Below are 16,012 nucleotides of genomic sequence, written 5' to 3'. Positions count from 1 at the left end.
AATCATCAATCATCAGGAAAGGTTAAGATATAAATGAAAAAAGCGATCATAGCAATGAGCGGCGGTGTAGACAGCTCCGTGGCAGCTCTTTTGACAAAGGAATCCGGTGACGAGTGCATCGGCGCTACCATGAAACTTTACAACAACGAAGATATCGGTGTCCACAGGGAAAAGACCTGCTGTTCCCTGGACGATGTTGAGGATGCCAGAAGCGTAGCCTATCAGATGGATATGCCTTACTACGTGTTTAATTTTACCGCAGATTTCCATACAGAGGTTATGGACAGGTTTGTAGATGCCTACGAAAACGGCTGCACCCCTAATCCATGTATCGACTGTAACCGATATCTGAAATTTGATAAAATGTTTCACCGCATGCAGGAGATCGGCTACGATTATATTGTAACCGGACATTATGCAAGAGTGGAGTACGATGAGAAACGGGACCGCTACCTTCTGAAAAAAGCAGCGGACGATACAAAGGATCAGTCATACGTTCTCTATATGCTGACCCAGGAACAGCTGGCACATGTAAAGCTTCCGCTTGGAGGTCTCCGGAAGGACCAGGTTCGTGTCATTGCCGAAAAACATGGCTTTATCAATGCCAGAAAGCATGACAGTCAGGATATCTGCTTTGTGCCGGACGGCGACTATGCGAAATTTATTGAGAAGTACACAGGCAAAAAAACACCGGAGGGTGATTTTGTAGATAAAGAGGGAAACTATATCGGACGCCATAAGGGGATCATCCATTACACGATCGGCCAGCGCCGCGGCCTTGGCATTCCGGCGGCCAGCCGTCTTTATGTCTGTGAGATCTCTCCGAAGACCAATACGGTAGTTCTCGGGGACAACGCAGATCTTTTCAGTAGTGAACTTGAGGCAGACAGTGTAAATCTGATCTCTGTGGACTGCTTAGCTGAGCCGAAAAGAGTGACTGCCAAGATCCGTTACCGTCACAAAGAGCAGCCTGCCACTGCATGGCAGACACCGGATGGCATCCTTCATGTGAAATTTGATGAACCGCAGAGAGCTATCACAAAAGGTCAGGCTGTGGTGATGTATGACGGAGATGAGGTTGTAGGCGGTGGCGTTATAAATAAAATCTATAGCCAGTCATAAATAAAGGTGAGAACCTAAATAGATAAACCCCATTGACATACTAGGAAAAGGGTGATATGATTGCATCATCAAAAAACGGAGCACACAAAACAAGGTGAGCAACGTGATGATTAGGAGGAAATCATGAAGGTTTTACAGAAGTCAACAAGGGTGTTTATCGAAGAAAAGCGAATGTGTTGTTGTCGCTGATAAGCAGATGATTATAAGATAAGCAATTACTATTTTACCGAATATAAGAATAAAAGAAAAGAGGACAAACACATGAGCAAAATTACAAGAGATCAGAGAAAATTCAAATTTGAGACATTACAGCTTCACGTAGGACAGGAACAGCCGGATCCGGTTACAGATGCAAGAGCAGTACCAATCTACCAGACATCTTCCTATGTATTCCGCAACTGCGATCATGCAGCAGCACGTTTCGGACTTGCAGATGCCGGTAACATTTACGGACGTCTTACAAACCCGACAGAGGACGTATTCGAGAAGAGGATTGCAGCACTTGAGGGTGGCTCCGCAGCACTTGCAGTAGCATCCGGTGCAGCAGCTATCACATACACGATCGAGAACCTTGCACAGCAGGGAGATCACATTGTAGCAGCCAAAAATATTTACGGCGGTACAACAAACCTTCTGGAGCATACGCTTCCGGCATACGGAATCACAACAACATTTGTTGATGTATTCAATCTCGAGGAAGTGGAGAATGCGATCCAGGAGAACACAAAAGCTGTTTATATTGAGACTCTTGGAAACCCAAATTCTGATGTTGTAGATATTGAGGCTCTTGCAAAAATCGCTCACAAACATAAAATTCCGCTTGTTGTAGATAATACATTTGCAACACCATACCTCGTAAGACCAATTGAGTACGGCGCAGATATCGTTGTTCATTCCGCAACAAAATTCATCGGTGGCCACGGAACTACTATCGGTGGTGTGATCGTAGAGAGTGGTAAGTTTGACTGGGAGGCATCCGGCAAATTTGCATCTCTTACAGAGCCAAACCCAAGCTATCATGGCGTAAGCTTCACAAAAGCATGCGGACCGGCTGCATTTGTTACAAAGATCCGTGCGATCCTTCTCCGTGACACAGGAGCAACAATTTCACCGGTAAGCTCCTTCATCTTCCTGCAGGGACTTGAGACACTGTCTCTCCGTGTAGAGCGTCATGTTGAGAACGCACTGAAGGTTGTACAGTATCTGAATGATCATCCGCAGGTAGAGAAGGTTCATCATCCGTCTGTATCCACAGATCCAAGCCAGCAGGAGCTTTATAAGAAATATTTCCCTAACGGCGGCGGTTCCATCTTTACATTCGAGATCAAGGGAGATGCACAGAAGGCAAAAGATTTCATTGATAACCTTGAGCTGTTCTCACTTCTTGCAAACGTTGCAGATGTGAAATCCCTTGTTATCCATCCGGCTACTACAACACACAGCCAGTGCACAGAGGAAGAGCTTCTTGATCAGGGAATCAAGCCAAACACGATCCGTCTTTCCATCGGAACTGAGAATATCGATGATATCATCCAGGATCTTGATGAGGCATTCAAGGCTGTCCAGTAAATAAGACAATTAAATAAGAAGAACACCTTCTAAAATCAATAGCACAGAAAAATCTGTCCCGGGACATATGAGAACATAGTCCCGGGGCAGATTTTTTGTGTGCTTATCTGGAAAATCCAAAAGTGGGAAGATCCGTGTCGATGGCACTGAGGATGCATGGATCATGTGCGCTTTTTTTCAGGCGGATCCCGATGCCACAAGTTCTTCTAATGTTCCGAAGGTATATCCCATCTCTTCCCATTTTGTCAGCAGCTCATCCAGAATAGAAGCATTGGTGGAAGAGGTGCTGTGCAGCAGCACGATGGCACCCGGATGGATCCGTCCCAGAAGCTTTTCAAAAGCTTCTTCTTTCGAAGGCTGCTTATCCTGATACCAGTCCACATAAGCCAGACTCCAGAAAAAGGTGTGGTATCCCATCTCTTTTGCCATCTCTAAATTTTCCACGCTGTAAATGCCCTGGGGCGGGCGATAAAATTTTGTCATTTCTTTTCCGGTGGCTTCCTTATAAAGAACCTCCACATCTTCAAGCTGCTTTTGAAAGGCTTCCTTTGTGGAGATGCCGGACATATCCGGGTGTGTCATGGTGTGGTTGCCTATGGTATGGCCTGCATCTACGATCTCACGGATCAGTTCCGGTTTTTCACGGATCAGAGTCCCCACAACAAAAAATGTGGCATGTACCTGATGCTTATGTAATGCATTCAGAATGGCAGGCATATTTCCATTGTCATAGCCTGCGTCAAAGGTAAGATAGATTTGTTTTTCATCGGTATCGGCTGCATACCAGGCATTGTAATTTTTTAATTCTTCCATAGAAGCATTTCCTGTGGGCCGTTTGCCTTCTTCCTGAAAACCGAGCCCCCAGTTTTCATTTTGGAATGTCATAGAAGCAGAAGAGGTCTGGCTGTTTTTGGTAGAATCCTGATCGGATCGTGGGTCGGAAGTAAAATGAGAATAGATCTTTCCTGCAAGACTGCCAAGAGCAAAAGCCATGACAAAGAAAAAAATAAGACGGTAGATGTGTTTTTGTTTCATGGGAACCTCAGAGAAAATGGAGTTATTAATATGTTTATGAACACGAAGAAGAAGATATGAAAGCAGAAGATCATGAGATCATGTCTGTGAGACAGAGGTCAAAATAAGCAAAAAATAAGAGTCATCAGCGATTGATTTCTTCTGCCGATGACTCTTTTAATTTTCATTATCCAATGGAATATACCTCTCATTTCTTAGATTTAAAACTTATACGGAATTAAAATTTACGTTCTCGGTGGTCCGTACCTCCTTGTTTTAATTATGATGGAAAATCTTTAAATCTTCTGGTGGACTGTACCTCTCTTTCTTAGATTATGGGAAGTAAGTTATGTTTTCGGTGGGTTCACGCTCCTTTTTGATTTAGTTTTTTGTTTTCCGTTTGTTTTATTTGATGGTTAAACTATAACAGATAAAATAGAAAATGTCAATACTAAATTTTTAAAATAATAAGAATATATTTAAAAAGAAAAATAATAAAAATAAAACAACAAAAAAATCAGATAATATCGAAACCAGATAAAAGGTATAGACCAAAACCTTTTCGGACAAGATACCTTTATGAACATAAGAAGAGAATCACAAAGTGCAGGAGATCATAAACAGTATTATTATTTTCAAGGAGGGAAAAACTTATGCTACGTTATCTGCCTGTTCGAAAAGTTCATGCAAGACAGGTCCTTGATTCCAGGGGGAATCCTACAGTGGAAGCGGAAGTGACGGTAGGTGAAGGAATTGTGGGGATTAATGGATACACAGGAAGAGCCATGGTGCCGTCCGGAGCATCCACAGGTAAATTTGAGGCTGTGGAGCTGCGAGACGGAAACCGGGAGGAATATCTGGGCCAGAGTGTAAAAAAGGCAGTGGAAAATATCAATACACGTCTGGCAGATGCCATTATCGGAGAGAATGCCCTGAACCAGGCATGGATCGATCATCTTCTGATCGAAACCGACGGAACGGAGAACAAAAGCAGCGCAGGAGCCAATGCCACGCTGGCAGTATCTCTGGCAGCAGCCCGTGCAGCAGCCGGGGCCCTTCGGCTTCCTCTTTATCAGTATCTGGGCGGCTGCCATACCATGCAGCTTCCGGTACCGATGATGAATATTTTAAACGGGGGAAAGCATGCGGACAATACGGTAGATCTTCAGGAGTTTATGATCATGCCAACAGGAGCTTGCTGTCTGGAAAAGGGTATCCGCATGTGTGCGGAAGTCTACCAGCACTTAAAGCTTCTTCTCAGGGAAAAAGGACTCTCCACAGCGGTTGGAGATGAAGGCGGCTTTGCTCCGGATCTTTCAGATTCGGAGGAAGTGCTTACCCTGATCGTTCATGCCATAGAAAAAGCAGGATATAAACCAGGAGAAGAGATCACCATTGCCATTGATGCAGCCTCCAGCGAGCTTTATGATGAGGAAAAGGGCGTGTACTTTTTCCCTGGGGAGAGTCGCATGAAAGGAGAAAAGATCTACCGGGATGCTGGTGAGATGACAGAGTATTATGAAAAACTGGTGGAAAAATTTCCCATTGTTTCCATTGAAGACGGTCTCTGGGAGGATGACTGGGAAGGCTGGAAATATCTGACGGAACACCTGGGAAAAAAGATCCAGCTGGTAGGCGACGATCTGTTTGTCACCAATATCAAACGGCTGCACTGTGGCATCGGACTTGATGTTGCCAATGCTATCCTTATTAAAGTAAACCAGATCGGAACTCTCACGGAAACTCTGGATGCGGTGGAGATGGCTCAGCATGCCGGGTATCGTGCAGTGATCTCTCACAGATCCGGGGAAACAGAGGATTCCTTTATCGCAGATCTGGCAGTTGCCTGTGGGGCGGGACAGATCAAAACAGGCGCACCCTGCCGTTCGGACCGGAACGCCAAGTATAACCAGCTTCTGCGGATCCACGAACAGCTCGGAGCTCTTGGAAGATATAAAGATCCTTTTGCAAAAAAATCTCAGAAAAAGCCCTGCATAAAATAAACGGAAAATGGTTGAAATCCCGGTTTAGCTATGGTAAAATAACCTCTAGTTGATTAGGAGGTGTAACCGCGTGAACATTTTGAAAATTATTCTGACTGTAATTTATGCAATAGATTGTATCGCTCTGACTGTTGTCGTACTGATGCAGGAGGGCAAGCAGCAGGGTCTTGGCTCTATCGCCGGAGTAGCTGATACTTACTGGGGTAAGAATAAGGGCCGTTCCATGGAAGGTGGTCTTGTAAGAGGTACCATTATCATGGGAGTTATTTTCTTTGTACTGTCAATCGTACTGAACATTATCTGATCTGCCAGGGGCAGAACAGAAGTTGGTAACACTCTTGCTGCGTTAGCATGCAGAAGAAACTCGGATGGGGACTTCTTTTGTTAATCAGCAGGAGTGTTTTTGCGTTGATACAGGGGCACGGGTGAGCCTTCCTCCGGAATGATAACAGGGTAAAATGAAATATAAATATGAAACAGGAGAAAATGTGAAAAGATCGAAAAATTTTGAAAAAAGAAAAAAGTTTATAATGGAGCTTCTGGGAGATCCGCTGTATAAGCCCATGCGCCTGCGTGAGATCGCATCTCTTCTTCAGCTGGATAAGAGTGAGAAAAAAGAGCTTTTTGACGTGCTGGACGAGCTTTGCGCCCAGGGCAAGGCTGAAGTAGATAATAAAGGAAGATACAGCAAGGTTTCCGGCAAGCGCAGAGACAGACGAAAGAATAAAGAAGCTCTGAAGGCAGAAAAGTCGGAGCGTGGCCGTAAGGGAAGAGAACGCAGAGAGAAGGATCATGAGGAACATCATTTCTCTGAGAAGGACGGAACCCTCATGGAAGGAACTTTTATTGGCCATTACAAAGGTTTTGGCTTTGTGGAAGTGGAGGGTCAGGAACAGGATATTTTTATTCCGGAAAATGACACGGGAAGCGCCATGCATCAGGATAAGGTGCAGATTCTTGTACGGAACGGACATAAAGAGGGAAAACGTCAGGAAGGCGTTGTGCTGAAGGTTCTGGAAAGGGGAATGCCTTCGATCGTGGGAACATACCAGAGCAGCCGTGATTATGGCTTTGTGATCAGTGATAACCCCAAATTTTCCAAAGATATCTTTATTTCCAGAAAAAACTCCATGGGAGCAAAGGACGGAGACAAGGTAGTTGCAGAGATCACAGATTACGGCTCCAGAAACCGGAAGCCGGAAGGAAAGATCACGGAGGTGCTGGGAAACTTACGTTCACCTGGAACAGATATCCTTGCTATTGTGAAGAGCTTTAACATACCAAGTGTATTTCCTGACAAAGTACTTCGTCAGGCTGACCGTGTGCCGGATCATGTACAGGAAGCGGATCTGGATGGAAGACTGGATCTCAGAAATCTTGTTACAGTTACCATTGACGGTGAGGATGCAAAGGATCTGGATGATGCCATTTCCCTGACAAAGGAGGATGGAATCTACCATCTGGGTGTGCACATCGCAGACGTGAGCAACTATGTTCAGGGCGGCAGTGCCCTTGACAGAGAGGCACTGAAGCGCGGAACCTCCGTCTATCTTGCAGACCGTGTCATTCCCATGCTCCCGGAGCGGCTTTCCAACGGTATCTGTTCTCTGAACCAGGGACAGGACCGTCTGACCTTAAGCTGTCTGATGGATGTTAATGAAAAAGGAAAGGTGATTTCCCATAAGATTGCAGAAACCGTGATCCGTGTAGATGAGCGTATGTGTTACACAGATGTGAAAAATATTCTGGAGGATACCGACGAGGTGGCGAAGAAACGCTATGAAGCTCTGATCCCCATGTTTTTCCTGATGAAAGAGCTTTCCGGGATCCTGCGCAGCCGTCGTCATACAAGAGGTTCCATTGATTTTGATTTTCCGGAGAGTAAGATCATCCTGAATGCGGCAGGAAGAGCTATTGATGTGCAGCCCTATGAGGCCAATGTGGCAACCAGGATCATTGAGGATTTTATGCTTCTTGCCAATGAAACTGTGGCACAGGAATACTGCACCGGAGATTATCCCTTTGTATACAGAACACATGAAAATCCGGATCCGGAAAAGATTGAAAGTCTTTTGATGCTTCTTCATAATGAAGGAGTCAACATACAGAAATCCGGACAGGAGATCACGCCTGGTGAGATCCAGGAGATCCTGGAAAGTATTGAGGGAATGCCCAATGAGGCACAGATCAGCCGACTGACCTTGCGTACCATGAAACAGGCAAAATATACTACGGAATGCAGCGGACATTTCGGACTTGCAGCGAAGTATTACTGCCACTTTACTTCTCCGATCCGAAGATATCCGGATCTTCAGATCCACAGGATCATCCATGACCGTCTGAGAGGCAGACTGGTAAGGGAAGGACGTACCGAGCATTACAAGGAGATCCTGGATGAAGTGGCGCGTCAGTCCAGTGTGTGCGAACGGCGTGCAGACGAAGCGGAAAGAGAATCCGATAAGCTGAAGAAAGCAGAGTATATGTCCTATCATCTCGGAGAGGAGTATGAGGGGATCATCTCCGGCGTTACAGGATGGGGACTTTATGTGGAGCTTCCGAATACCGTAGAAGGACTGATCCATATCAATACATTACGAGATGACTATTATGTATTTGACCAGGATGCATATGAACTGCGGGGAGACATGACAGGAAAGATCTTCCGTCTTGGGCAGAAGGTCCGTGTCCGTGTGGCAGATGCGGATAAAATGCTGAAAACCGTGGATTTTGTCCTGGCTGAGGAAGACTGAGGGAGCGCGAAATGGCAAAAAAAACAGGAATGAAACTGATCGCAAATAATAAAAAGGCTTTTCATGATTATTTTATCGAGGATACTTATGAGGCCGGGATCGCACTTGCAGGAACCGAGGTGAAATCCTTACGTTCCGGTAAATGCAGCATCAAGGAGGCCTTTGTCCGTGTAGAAAACGGAGAAGTTTATGTATATGGAATGCATATCACTCCTTATGAGAAAGGAAACATTTTTAACAAAGATCCTCTTCGTGTGCGTAAGCTTTTGCTGCATCGCTACGAGATCAATAAGATCGAAGCTAAATTAAAGGAAAAAGGATTGACTTTGGTACCACTGAAGGTTTATTTCAAGGACAGCCTGGTAAAAATAGAGATTGGCATGGCACGTGGTAAAAAGCTTTATGACAAGCGCCAGGATATTGCAAAGAAGGATCAGAGAAGAGAAGCGGAGCGAGACTTTAAAGTAAAAAATCTTTATTGATCGGCTGGTTTCAACTGAAAAAGTAAAAGTATGATAAAATGCGGGGAATGAGAAATGACAGAGGTACAGGAAAGACGTAAAAAAACGGTAGAAGCATCGATGACGGAGCAGGTTCATCTGATCATGCAGCAGCATCTGAACGGAGGCGGAAGACTTTTTGGCGGAGCGCTGATGCAGTGGCTGGATGAGGTTGCCGGAGTGGTAGCTATGCGTCATGCGGAGACATATCGGGTGGTAACTGCGGCAGTGGACAATCTTCAGTTCAAGCATGCGATCTATGAGGGAGAGATCGTAGTACTTAAGGGATATGTGACTTATGTGGGAAGAACTTCCATGGAGGTCGAGATCGATACGTATGTGGAACAGCCGGATGGCATGCGTCATACTGTAAACCGGGCATTTTTTGTGATGGTGGCTGTAGATGAAGACCAGAAACCGATCCAGGTGCCGGAACTGATCATTACCACAGAAGCGGAAAAAGCCCGGAATGAAGCTGCGAAAATGCGCCGTGATATGCGCAGACAGCGAAGGGAAAACGGGTTCTGACCTCAGCTGTTCCAATTTTTGACATAGTTTAAAATATCTAAAGATTCTGTGAAATTCAGAACGGTCAGGTTGACAAGAAAGTGATACTCTGTAATAATAGAAAAGGAAAACCTGACAGCGAATAGGACCATTTTATATGGAGGAGATATAATGAAAAAACGTTATTTGATTCTTGCCGGAATTCTTGCAGCGAGCATGCTTGCAGCCGGTTGCGGAAAGAAGAACTCTGTGGCACCGGAGCAGAAGGTGGAGGCAACGGCAACCCCGACGGTAACGGAAGCTGCGAAAACGGATGTGGTGGAGATGCAGACATCTACGGATGAAACAGCAAATATCAAGAACGTAATGGGAACCAAGAGTGAGACCACTACCAGTATTGTATTTACCAATAAGATGAACTCCACGATTTCTGCAATTTATGTCCGTCCTACCAGAGATGATGGCGATGACAGTGATGAGACCTGGGGAAGCGATCTTGTAAATGGTAAATTCACACTGGCTTCCAACGACAAGGCTGTTTATTATATGGAGAAGAGCCAGAAGGACGATAACGGAGATACAGCAACAAGCTTTGATGTAAGGATCACATTTTCTGACGAAGAGCAGAATGAATGTTTCTTCCGCCAGCTGCCGCTTCTGACGATCTCACAGCTGAGTCTGTGCATGGACGGTGAGGGTGAAGACGGAATCCCATATGCTACATATCTGGCGAGCGGAAGCACCAAGGAGGTGTCTACCCTGAAGGATGTAAAGGCAAGGCTTGGCATTGAGGATGACAGTGAAAGTGACAGTGACAGTACAGATTCTTCAGACAGTACGGCTGTGACTCCGACTCCGGAGAGTTCTGATGATAATGGAGACAGTACAGACAGCAGTTCGGACTCCACATCCACACCGGATCCAACATCTGCACCAGCTTCCTCTGATTCTTCCGATGCGGATCCTACGGAAGCACCATCCGGCGAGGATGATCCGGCATCTGTAGCAGCAAGATATATCGGTCAGTCCATGTCTGAGCTTGAGAATGCATGCGGCAGCCCAAATGGCAGTGATTATGAGGACGAGCCGGAGTCCGGTAAGACAGGTTATTATTATTATGATACGTTTACGGTATCCACAACTTTTGACAATGACGGCAATGAAGTTGTATCCGGCGTATGGTAAAGGAGAATAAACATATGAAAAGAGTGTTACTGAAATTAAGCGGAGAGGCTCTTGCAGGAGAGCAGAAGAGAGGCTTTGATGAAGCAACTGTTACAGAGGTTGCCAAACAGATCAAGACGATCGTGGATGAAGGACTTCAGGTTGGTATCGTGATCGGAGGTGGAAACTTCTGGAGAGGACGTACCAGCGGAGCCATGGACAGAAGCAAGGCGGATCAGATCGGCATGCTTGCTACTATCATGAACTGTATCTATGTGTCTGACATCTGCAGATATGTGGGACTTAAGACAGAGGTGTTTACCCCGTTTGTATGTGGTGCATTTACCACACTTTATTCCAAGGATGCTGTAGAAGAGAGCTTCGCAGAAGGAAAGGTTGTATTCTTTGCAGGTGGTACCGGCCATCCGTATTTCTCTACAGATACAGCTACTGTACTTCGTGCTGTTGAGATCGGCGCAGATGCCATTCTTCTTGCCAAGGCTGTTGACGGAATCTATGACAGTGATCCGAAGGTAAATCCGGATGCCAAGAAGTATGATGAGATTTCCATCGATGAAGTAGTTGCAAAGAAGCTGGCAGCTATGGATCTTACCGCTTCCATCATGTGTATGGAGCAGAAGATGCCGATGCTGGTATTCGGTCTTGATGAAAAGGACAGCATCGTCAATACCGTACATGGCAAGTTCTCCGGAACAAAGGTAACCGTGTGATCAAAAGGGAATAATAAAAAAAACCATACAGGGAGATATGTGAAATGGATGAGAGAATTCAGGTATACGAAACAAAAATGGGAAAAACACTGAATGCTTTGGAGAGTGAGCTGACAACCATCAGAGCCGGCCGTGCAAACCCGCATATTCTTGACAAACTTACCGTAGATTATTATGGAGCACCGACTCCGCTCCAGCAGGTTGCAAACATTTCTGTACCGGAGGCACGTATGATCCAGATCCAGCCGTGGGAATCCAGCATGATCAAAGCGATCGAGAAAGCGATCCTTTGCTCTGATCTGGGATTAAACCCGAGCAACGATGGAAAAATGATCCGTCTTGTTTTCCCGGAGCTTACCGAGGAGCGTCGTAAAGAGCTGGTGAAGGACGTTAAGAAAAAAGGCGAGGGTGCCAAGGTTGCAGTAAGAAATATCCGTCGTGATGCCAACGATGCATTTAAGAAACTTGCAAAACAGGATGTTTCTGAGGATGAGATCAAAGAGCTTGAGGATCAGATCCAGAAACTTACAGATAAGTACATCAAGGAAGTTGACAAGGCGATCGAGAACAAGTCTAAAGAGATTCTGACTGTATAATTGTAAGAAATACGAGGATAGAGAGGGCTTCTTTGAAGAAGCTCTCTTTCTGTATGGAGGAGATTTATGAACGTACCAAATCATATCGCGATCATTCTGGACGGAAACGGACGTTGGGCAAAGGAACGAGGAATGCCGAGAACCTACGGACATGTAAAGGGATGCGCCAATCTTGAAAACATTTGTTATGATATCAAAGACCTTGGGGTGAAATATCTTACGGTTTACGCTTTTTCCACAGAAAACTGGAAACGATCCAGAGAAGAAGTGGAAGCACTGATGAAACTGTTCCGCGGTTATCTTAAGAAATGTATCAAGATTTCCAAGAAAAATAATATGAAGATGAAAGTCATCGGAGATGTTACTGCCTTTGCACCGGATATCCAGCAGAGTGTCCGGGAACTGGAGGAATATTCCAAAGATTTTGACGGTATTTATTTTCAGCTGGCATTAAATTACGGAAGCCGTGATGAGATCCGCCGTGGAATGCAGAAGATGGCACAGGATGTAAAAGACGGAAAAGTTGAGCCGGATGGCATTACAGAAGATACAATTGAGAGCTATCTGGATACTGCAGGTGTACCGGATCCGGATCTTTTGATCCGCACAAGCGGTGAGCAGCGGCTTTCCAATTTCCTGCTTTGGCAGCTTGCCTATTCCGAGTTTTATTTTACACCGGTTGCATGGCCGGATTTTAATAAAGAAGAGCTGATCAAAGCCATCGAGAAATACAATCAGAGAGACAGACGCTACGGTGGCGTCAAGGAGGAGTAGATCATGTTTAAGACAAGACTGATAAGTGGTATCGTCCTTGTCGTTATTGCCCTGGCAACTATCATTTCCGGAAGCTGGATCTTATTTTTTACACTTCTGGCTGTTTCACTGATCGGAATGAGAGAGCTTTACAAGGTAATGAGGGTAAGCGATGAGCATGTTACCGTGCTGGAACTTGTAGGATATCTTGGAGCAGTGCTTTATTATATTGCCATGAAAGCTGATTTTGGAAATTACGGAACAATGGCGATCATCATCAGTATGATCCTGATCCTGTTTGTTTATGTATTCGGTTATCCGAAATACCATGCAGAACAGGTGATGGCAGCATTTTTTGGAGTTGTATATGTTGCTGTGATGCTTTCCTTTATCTATCTTACCAGAAGCCTTCCGGACGGAAAATTCCTGGTATGGCTGATATTCCTGTGCTCCTGGGGATGTGACACCTGTGCTTACTGTGTGGGAATGCTTATCGGAAAGCATAAAATGGCGCCGGTTTTAAGCCCGAAGAAATCCATCGAGGGAGCTGTAGGAGGCGTTGCGGGAGCGGCGCTTCTTGGAGTGATCTATGCAGCGGCAACACAGGGAAAAATGGCTGAGTATGCCTTGATCTGCGCAGTTGGAGCTCTGATCTCCATGGTGGGTGATCTGGCTGCATCTGCAATCAAAAGAAACCAGAACATCAAGGACTATGGAAAGCTGATCCCGGGCCATGGAGGAATCCTGGACCGTTTTGACAGTGTGATCATCACAGCCCCTGTTATTTACTATCTTGCAAAAACGATTCTTGGAATTTAGGAGACATTAGAAATGAAGAATATTGCAATCTTAGGTTCTACCGGCTCCATCGGGACCCAGACACTGGATGTGGCAAGAAAAAACGAAGACCTTCGGGTTGTTGCAGTCAGTGCAGGCAAAAGTGTGGAGAAGCTGGAAGAGCAGATCCGTGAGTTTCATCCGCTTCTGGCAGCAGTCTGGGATGAAGAAGCAGCCCGGGATCTGAAAACGCGTATTGCGGACACGGATACAAAGGTAGTCAGCGGAATGGAGGGACTTCTGGAGCTTGCGTCCATGCCGGAATCAGAAATTCTTGTCACTGCGATCGTGGGAATGATCGGGATCCGTCCTACCATGGAGGGAATCCGTGCCGGAAAGGACATTGCCCTGGCAAATAAGGAAACCCTTGTCACAGCCGGTCATCTGATCATGCCCATGGCAAAGAAATATGGCGTATCTATCCTTCCGGTAGACAGTGAACACAGCGCTATTTTCCAGGCTATCCACGGAGAAGAAAACAAAGAGATCCACAAGCTTCTGATTACGGCATCCGGTGGTCCCTTCCGCGGACGTACCACAGAAGAGCTGCGAAGGGTCACTGTTGCAGATACTCTGAAGCATCCAAACTGGGTAATGGGACGAAAGATCACCGTAGATTCCGCAACCCTGGTAAACAAAGGGCTGGAAGTTATGGAAGCCAAATGGCTGTTTGACATGGATCTGGATCATATTCAGGTGGTGGTGCAGCCGCAGAGTATCATCCATTCCATGGTGGAGTTTAAGGATGGTGCGATCATGGCACAGCTTGGAACTCCGGATATGAGACTTCCGATCCAGTACGCTCTGTACTATCCGCACAGACGATATCTGGACGGAGACCGCCTTGATTTCACGAAGCTTCATGAGATCACATTTGAGGTTCCGGATATGGAGACATTCCGGGGACTTCCTATGGCGATCCAGGCATCCCGGGAGGGCGGAAGTATGCCGACTGTCTTTAATGCAGCCAATGAGCTTGCAGTAAAGAAATTCCTGGAGGAAAAGATCGGCTTTCTGGATATTTATGAGATTATTGCACAGTCTATGGAAAGACATAAAAAAATCGCACATCCGGATCTGGATGAGATCCTTTCTGTAGAGCAGGATACTTATCAGTGGATCGAAAGCAGGTGGTAAATTGAGATTTGTGATTGCTGTAATTATTTTCAGTGTTGTGATACTGATCCATGAGCTGGGACATTTTCTTCTGGCAAAAAAGAACCATATCGAGGTATTGGAATTTTCTCTTGGTATGGGACCCAGGATCATAAGTACAGTAAAGGGCGGCACACGTTATTCCGTGAAACTGTTTCCTCTTGGAGGTTCCTGCGCCATGGCCGGAGAGGATGCGGAAGATGACAGTCCGGGAACCTTTAATTCGGCTCCTGTGTGGGGCAGGATCGCAGTGGTTGCTGCAGGTCCGATATTTAATTTTCTGCTGGCATTTGTTTTGTCTGTGATCATTGTAGGCTGTATGGGCTATGATCCGGCAACCGTATTAGAAGTAACCCAAAATTCTGCTGCGGAAAAGGCCGGATTGAAAAAGGGCGATGTGATCACGGAATATCAGGGCTACCATATTGATCTGGGGAAAGATCTTTATGTATATTCGTATCTCAACGAACTGAAAGAGGGAGATACCATCCGGCTGAAAGTAAAACGTGATGGAAAGGAACAGGAGATTTCCTATAAACCAGATGTAAATGTGCGATATCTTCTTGGCTTTAACCGTTCCGATGTAAATTCCATGACAGTGGAATCTCTGATCAAGGGAATGCCACTGGAAGAGGCAGGTCTGGAAGCCGGCGATGTGATCACGAAGATCAATGGTGTGGAGGTCCCGGATGGAAATGCATATGAAAAATACATCGAGGAGCATCCGTTATCCAAGGAACCTGTGACGATCACCTATGAGCGTAACGGACTGGAATATGAGGCAGAGATAACACCAAGGGAATACAGAACACCGGTTTCCGGTTTCGGATATAACACATACAGTGAAAAGACTTCCGGCTTTAATGTTCTGAAATATGGTGCGGTGGAAGTGAAATACATGATCCGTACTACGATCTTAAGCCTGAAAGAGCTTGTGACCGGTCACCTTGGAATGAAAGACTTAAGTGGTCCTGTGGGTATTGCGGATGCCATTGGCGACACTTACGAACAGTCCAAGAGTGAGGGAACGCTGATGATCTGGATGAATTTGTTGAATATGGCAGTTCTTCTTTCTGCAAACCTGGGAGTGATGAACCTTCTTCCTCTTCCTGCACTGGATGGAGGAAGGTTGGTATTTCTGGTGGCAGAAGCGATTCGGAGAAAACCGGTAAACCGTCAGGTAGAAGGCATGATCCATTTTGCGGGGTTGATGCTTTTGATGGCGTTGATGGTTATCGTTATGTATAATGATATTCTGAAGATATTCTGATGAGGATTATGAAGTAAAGATATATAAAAGATGGAATGGTC

General features: G+C 45.6%; 15 protein-coding genes. 14 read left to right on the top strand and 1 reads right to left on the bottom strand.

What is annotated here, in order from left to right; genetic code table 11:
• Positions 1-33: 33 nt before the first annotated feature.
• Positions 34-1,122 (top strand): tRNA 2-thiouridine(34) synthase MnmA, encoded by a 1,089-nt coding sequence (mnmA, locus tag EAI83_RS10600; RefSeq protein ID WP_110103621.1) that lies wholly within the window; start codon positions 34-36, stop codon positions 1,120-1,122.
• A 261-nt stretch (positions 1,123-1,383) separates the two neighbouring features.
• On the top strand, positions 1,384-2,691 hold the full coding sequence (locus EAI83_RS10595) for an O-acetylhomoserine aminocarboxypropyltransferase/cysteine synthase family protein (RefSeq protein ID WP_015526804.1): 1,308 nt from the start codon (positions 1,384-1,386) through the stop codon (positions 2,689-2,691).
• Positions 2,692-2,868: 177 nt separating this feature from the next.
• Here EAI83_RS10595 and EAI83_RS10590 read toward each other — a convergent pair whose 3' ends face one another.
• Complete coding sequence (locus tag EAI83_RS10590; protein WP_129975351.1) at positions 2,869-3,726, bottom strand: polysaccharide deacetylase family protein; 858 nt, start codon at positions 3,724-3,726, stop codon at positions 2,869-2,871.
• A 632-nt stretch (positions 3,727-4,358) separates the two neighbouring features.
• Here EAI83_RS10590 and eno point away from each other — a divergent pair.
• From eno to rseP, 12 genes are all read left to right on the top strand, one after another.
• Positions 4,359-5,708, top strand: coding sequence for a phosphopyruvate hydratase (eno, locus tag EAI83_RS10585; protein WP_110103623.1), 1,350 nt, complete (start codon positions 4,359-4,361; stop codon positions 5,706-5,708).
• A 70-nt stretch (positions 5,709-5,778) separates the two neighbouring features.
• Positions 5,779-6,012, top strand: a complete 234-nt coding sequence (gene secG / locus EAI83_RS10580; RefSeq protein ID WP_021652956.1) for a preprotein translocase subunit SecG — start codon at positions 5,779-5,781, stop codon at positions 6,010-6,012.
• Between the two features lie 154 nt (positions 6,013-6,166).
• Positions 6,167-8,458: a ribonuclease R gene (gene rnr / locus EAI83_RS10575; protein WP_129975349.1), complete on the top strand. Its 2,292-nt coding sequence runs from the start codon at positions 6,167-6,169 to the stop codon at positions 8,456-8,458.
• Positions 8,459-8,469: 11 nt separating this feature from the next.
• Entirely contained in the window at positions 8,470-8,940 is a 471-nt protein-coding gene (smpB, locus tag EAI83_RS10570) for an SsrA-binding protein SmpB (RefSeq protein ID WP_021652954.1), read from the top strand.
• A 54-nt stretch (positions 8,941-8,994) separates the two neighbouring features.
• Positions 8,995-9,486, top strand: a complete 492-nt coding sequence (locus EAI83_RS10565; RefSeq protein WP_021652953.1) for an acyl-CoA thioesterase — start codon at positions 8,995-8,997, stop codon at positions 9,484-9,486.
• Between the two features lie 150 nt (positions 9,487-9,636).
• On the top strand, positions 9,637-10,650 hold the full coding sequence (locus EAI83_RS10560) for a hypothetical protein (RefSeq protein ID WP_192926485.1): 1,014 nt from the start codon (positions 9,637-9,639) through the stop codon (positions 10,648-10,650).
• Between the two features lie 14 nt (positions 10,651-10,664).
• Complete coding sequence (gene pyrH / locus EAI83_RS10555; RefSeq protein WP_021976283.1) at positions 10,665-11,360, top strand: UMP kinase; 696 nt, start codon at positions 10,665-10,667, stop codon at positions 11,358-11,360.
• Positions 11,361-11,404: 44 nt separating this feature from the next.
• A complete protein-coding gene (gene frr / locus EAI83_RS10550; protein ID WP_015526785.1) occupies positions 11,405-11,956 on the top strand; it encodes a ribosome recycling factor in 552 nt (183 codons plus the stop codon).
• Between the two features lie 66 nt (positions 11,957-12,022).
• Positions 12,023-12,730 (top strand): isoprenyl transferase, encoded by a 708-nt coding sequence (locus EAI83_RS10545; RefSeq protein WP_015526784.1) that lies wholly within the window; start codon positions 12,023-12,025, stop codon positions 12,728-12,730.
• Positions 12,731-12,733: 3 nt separating this feature from the next.
• Positions 12,734-13,528: a phosphatidate cytidylyltransferase gene (locus EAI83_RS10540; protein WP_129975345.1), complete on the top strand. Its 795-nt coding sequence runs from the start codon at positions 12,734-12,736 to the stop codon at positions 13,526-13,528.
• A gap of 12 nt (positions 13,529-13,540) precedes the next feature.
• Complete coding sequence (dxr, locus tag EAI83_RS10535; RefSeq protein WP_015526782.1) at positions 13,541-14,683, top strand: 1-deoxy-D-xylulose-5-phosphate reductoisomerase; 1,143 nt, start codon at positions 13,541-13,543, stop codon at positions 14,681-14,683.
• Positions 14,684-14,693: 10 nt separating this feature from the next.
• On the top strand, positions 14,694-15,971 hold the full coding sequence (rseP, locus tag EAI83_RS10530; RefSeq protein WP_286188484.1) for an RIP metalloprotease RseP: 1,278 nt from the start codon (positions 14,694-14,696) through the stop codon (positions 15,969-15,971).
• Positions 15,972-16,012: the final 41 nt, after the last annotated feature.

The organism is Blautia sp. aa_0143 (assembly GCF_004167315.1).
GTDB classification, from domain to species: Bacteria; Bacillota; Clostridia; order Lachnospirales; family Lachnospiraceae; genus Blautia_A; species Blautia_A fusiformis.
The sequence above is the reverse complement of the archived record's forward strand: the minus strand, read 5'-3'. Positions and strand labels throughout refer to the sequence as shown.